The following is a 4,615-nucleotide window of genomic DNA, read 5'->3' on the forward strand; positions in this document are numbered from 1 at the left end:
CGATGCGCCCCTACCATTGGCACAATAATAATAATATTATTGTAGGGGCGAATTGCATTCGCCCAAATAATTGTGCCTACCTACTTAGGACATTCTGGGCGCACGCGATGCGCCCCTACCATTGGCACAATAATAATAATATTATTGTAGGGGCGAATTGCATTCGCCCAAATAATTGTGCCTACCTACTTAGGACATTCTGGGCGCACGCGATGCGCCCCTACCATTGGCACAATAATAATATTATTATTGTAGGGGCGAATTGCATTCGCCCAAATAATTGTGCCTACCTACTTAGGACATTCTGGGCGCACGCGATGCGCCCCTACCATTGGCACAATAATAATATTATTATTGTAGGGGCGAATTGCATTCGCCCTCTTTAATTAGAAACCCTTTTTCTAATAAATTGTGTCAAATATATCTTGACAAAAATCGATAAAAATGCTAATTAAATTACGAACAGCTTAATATGTCCCGTGGGAAACAGTGGGACAAAAGCGAGCGGAAGACCGCCAAAAATGCCTCTTAGCTTAACTACTATAAGAATTCATCTTTCTATCGTATTGAGGACGACAGGGACTACCCCAAGCGACCTTTTGAGCGGGAATATCGGCAAATACGCTGCTTCTTGCCCCAATAACAACATTAGAGCCAATTTTTACCCCCGGAGCCAAAAAACAATCGGCTGCGATCCATGTACCATTACCGATGAGGATGGGAGTGGTTTTTAAGCCAAAAGAGCGATCGCCGGGATCGTGACTGCCAGTGCAAAGATAGCATTTTTGAGAAATCACACAATGACTGCCGATGGTAACATTATCTAAACTATAAATCACCACATCATCGCCGATCCAAGTATAATCGCCGATCGCCACTTTCCAGGGATAAGTCACCCTTACCGTCGGGCGAATTTTCACCCCAAGGCCGATTTTAGCCCCAAATAGCCGCAAAACAGCGCAGCGAAAGCTATCCATCTGGTGCAAACTGAGGGGAAAAAGAATTCCCTGTACTAACCACCAAAGTAGGATAATTAGATTAGAACGACCGCGATCGAACCAAGATTGATCGTAGGTACGCAGATCTAGCCACGCTTCCTCATCGGTGCGGATTTCTGGAGACATAGGACCTATTTAATCATTTCTACCGGTTGAGGTTCCGAGGGTTTAATCGGGGGATTAACATGGGTATTAACGTTTAATTTACCGCCAAATCTCCGTAATTCGTACAATTTAACCCCAATTTGGTATTCATACTGACTCAAAAGACGACCGTAGATATAACCAGCTTTGCCATCCAAGAAACCGAGACGGATAACATAAAAGAGAATAAAGCGCAGCAGCGGTTTAAAGGGCAGTTTTACCCAAATTTTCTTTAAAAAACGTTTTCTCTGCACCGCATCACCGAACAGGTGCGCTCCGATCGTGCCACTTTCGTCATTACCCGTGAGAATATTGTAATAAACCCGGGCCTCCCAGTTGGAATAACGATTATGTCTTTCTAACCAATGATAGATATCGCGGAAATCGATGTGCAGCATATCATTTTTCAGATACCCCACCTTGCCATCGAGGATAACGTGTTCATGAACTTCGTTATCTCCCGTGTTGGGGATATCTTCCGTGTTTAAATTCTCGTATCTGCCCGACTTATGTTTAAATAAGCGCAGATTCCAGTCGGGATACTTGCCACCATAACGAATCCATTGTCCGAGGAAGAAGACGCGACGATTGAGATAATAACCGTTATAGTTGGGATCTTGGATCACGGTGGCGATTTCGTCCCATAGTTCGGGGGTGATTCTCTCATCACAATCGACGATTAATACCCATTCATTGCGAAAAGGCAGGTTATCAAGGGACCAGTTTTTCTTTTTCGGCCAACGACCATTAAAATAAAATTGGACTACATTGGCCCCATAGTTGGTAGATATTTCGATCGAGCGATCGCTACTTTGGGAATCGACGACAAACACTTCATCAGCCCTAGCAACACTCTCTAAACAGGCGGGAAGGTTGGATTCCTCGTTTTTGGCGGGAATCAACACCGAAACGGGAATTTTTTCTGATTGACTAAACATTGGTACACTGTGGCTAGGTAGAGTGTTCGCACCTTTCCTTAAAATCCTTAGTTACTCAGAAAGCGAGAACTAAGACCTAAGATTTTTTTTTAATCTTACTATACCTTATCTGCTTTTTTCCGTCATTCTCCTGCTCTTCTCTCTAAATTTCTAACTGCGAAATAGACGACTATACTGGGTTTCGTGGTTCATACTGGCAAAACTTAGCCCCCAACTCCAACTGGTCAGGTTTTCATCGGCTAAACTGATAATATCTGCTGTTGCTGTTAATAAACTGGGCTGTAAACCGATCAGAAGCGATTGTCCTAGGGTTTGTCCAAGAGGAATTAAACGCAATCCTGCATTAATTAAATTACTTGCCCAACTGTGTAAATAGCCTAAAACCGCTAATTCTTCCCCAATTTGCCAATGACTTGCCCCGATCGCAAAGGCGGTGGCATAATTAGCCTCTTCTGGTAGATTATCTCTGGCCGGTGCTAACTCTCGCAATAGGTTTAACAGCGATCGCCCCATTTGCCAGCTTTGTTGTCTTAATTCGGCCGTTTCCCGCGTTGCCGATAACCAATTATCCCAATAATTAAGTTTTGTAAAATCCTCTTGACAAAAACAACGATATACCCTTAGCAAAACAGCCGTTTCTAAGCGAATCGAGCCTTGACAAAGCGATCGCTCTAACCAATCATTCAAGGTGGCACTATTGGAGATAATCCCCTTTTCGACGAGGGTTTCTAGCCCTTCGGAATAACTATAGGCCCCCACGGGTAAAATGGGACTAGCCAATTGTAATAAACACAAAAGTTCTTTTTGATCGAGCATAGAAAACCGAGAAAATTGTCCCTAACACAATTGAGGAAATGCTTGGCACTTCGGTATGTAGATCGAGCCAGTAGAAAGCGGCACTTTGTGCATTATACCGTGGTTAATAGCCACAATTATAAACTACTATACTTATGTCCTCACGAGAACAGCATTTTCTGAAAATAAATCTTGTCGTTCTCCTCTTGATTTTAGCTTTGATTGCTGGGGTTGATCGGGCAGAATTACCCTCTAGTCTTTTATTTTATCCTCCCGCTACTCCCCCAACTCCGATCGCCGGTTTATTAACCCATTCTTTTCAATTGCTTTGTTGTTTACCACCGATTGTTTGCCTTTTTAGTTATGATTTATTGTCCCGCAAGACAAGTTTCAATAATTCTTACAATTTTTTACTTTTTTCTGGCATAATAACGGGACTGTTTGCCATCAATGAAATCTTCAGAATTCATATCATTCTCCTCTATTTTAATATTCCCAAATTCTTGACTATCTCTGTTTATGCCCTCGCAATTCTGATTTATGGTTTAGTATTTTGGCGGCGAATAAAACAAACTTCTTACCAAATTTTAATCATCGCTTTAGCACTTTTAACTTTTGCGATCGCTATTGATTTTCTCCAGATTAAAAATCGAGGTTTTGCTAGTCTAAGTGAAGGAATTCCTAAACTGTTAAGCGCGGTGAATCTAGCCAGCTATTTTTGGGATGTATGTTTTCAAGAAATTTCAGCCAAGATCAAATCAAAATAAATTACCCATTCATCTGTTTAACCAGATGTAAAATTTCGGGAAGAATCAGTTTTTCTAGGGCTAATTTAACGGCATTAGTGGAACCGGGGAGAGAAAAGACTAATAAGTTTTGATAAACCCCAGCTATCGCCCTCGATGCCATGGCACGGGAGCCAATTTCCTGATAGCTAAGATAACGAAATAATTCGCCAAAACCGGGCAAAGTAATCCTTAATAAAGGTACTAAAGCATCGTAGGTAGTGTCTCTGGGAGCAATACCCGTACCCCCATTGAGAATTAAGACTTTTATCTGATTTTGATTGCTAATTTCTGGTAAAATTGCTTGAATTTGTAAGGGTTCATCGGGGATAATTAAGTATAGGCCGATATCATGACCCGATCGAGTTAGTAACTCTTGAATTATTTGGCCACTCCTATCCGTCTCTGGGGTACGAGTATCGCTCACCGTGACTACGGCACAGGTAAGATTAAGGGGGGCGGTGTCGGGATGGGGAATAAAGGTCATAATTAGGGATAAGCTGAGAGTTCGAGAAAAACAAGCATTAAGAACAAATGTATGTATTGGCTGGTGAGTGCAGTTACCCTAGTATAAAAAACTTAACTTTTGCAAGTATTGCCGATTTTTGCTGGTTTTTGCAACCTTTTCGCTGGTAATGATGACAAGGTAAAAGGAGCTTCTAGAGAACAGATTATCCCAAAATAACAAAATCGAGATTATCATCTAAGTTGGTATAGATTAAGTAGCTGGTTATAGTTAAATTAAAAATAGATTTTAGGTTCGATCCCCCCTGCCCCCCTTGATAAGGGGGGTGCCGATCCCCCCTGCCCCCCTTGATAAGGGGGGTGCCGATCCCCCCTTGATCCCCCCTTGATAAGGGGGGTGCCGATCCCCCCTTGATCCCCCCTTGATAAGGGGGGTGCCGATCCCCCCTTGATCCCCCCTTGATAAGGGGGGTGCCGATAGGCGGGGGGA

At 42.7% G+C, this 4,615-nt stretch carries 5 protein-coding genes; 1 reads left to right on the plus strand and 4 read right to left on the minus strand.

Features of this window, described 5'->3' with window-relative positions; translation table 11 throughout:
• Positions 1-533: 533 nt before the first annotated feature.
• The 3 genes from hpsU to IM450_RS04435 form a co-directional block, all read right to left on the minus strand.
• The gene (hpsU, locus tag IM450_RS04425; protein WP_287665536.1) at positions 534-1,124 is read right to left on the minus strand and encodes a hormogonium polysaccharide biosynthesis acetyltransferase HpsU; all 591 of its coding nucleotides are present in this window, start codon (positions 1,122-1,124) and stop codon (positions 534-536) included.
• Positions 1,125-1,129: 5 nt separating this feature from the next.
• Positions 1,130-2,080 carry a glycosyltransferase family 2 protein gene (locus tag IM450_RS04430; RefSeq protein ID WP_287665534.1) on the minus strand — a complete coding sequence of 317 codons (951 nt, stop codon included), beginning with the start codon at positions 2,078-2,080 and terminating at the stop codon, positions 1,130-1,132.
• Between the two features lie 150 nt (positions 2,081-2,230).
• Complete coding sequence (locus IM450_RS04435) at positions 2,231-2,896, minus strand: urease accessory protein UreF (protein WP_287665531.1); 666 nt, start codon at positions 2,894-2,896, stop codon at positions 2,231-2,233.
• 134 nt (positions 2,897-3,030) lie between these two features.
• Here IM450_RS04435 and IM450_RS04440 point away from each other — a divergent pair, with 134 nt between their 5' ends.
• Positions 3,031-3,642, plus strand: a complete 612-nt coding sequence (locus tag IM450_RS04440; protein ID WP_287665529.1) for a hypothetical protein — start codon at positions 3,031-3,033, stop codon at positions 3,640-3,642.
• Position 3,643: 1 nt separating this feature from the next.
• Here IM450_RS04440 and IM450_RS04445 read toward each other — a convergent pair whose 3' ends face one another.
• On the minus strand, positions 3,644-4,147 hold the full coding sequence (locus tag IM450_RS04445) for a MogA/MoaB family molybdenum cofactor biosynthesis protein (RefSeq protein ID WP_190537793.1): 504 nt from the start codon (positions 4,145-4,147) through the stop codon (positions 3,644-3,646).
• Positions 4,148-4,615 lie beyond the last annotated feature (468 nt).

The sequence above is a fragment of the Microcystis sp. M083S1 genome (assembly GCF_020246405.1).
GTDB classification, from domain to species: Bacteria; Cyanobacteriota; Cyanobacteriia; order Cyanobacteriales; family Microcystaceae; genus Microcystis; species Microcystis aeruginosa_C.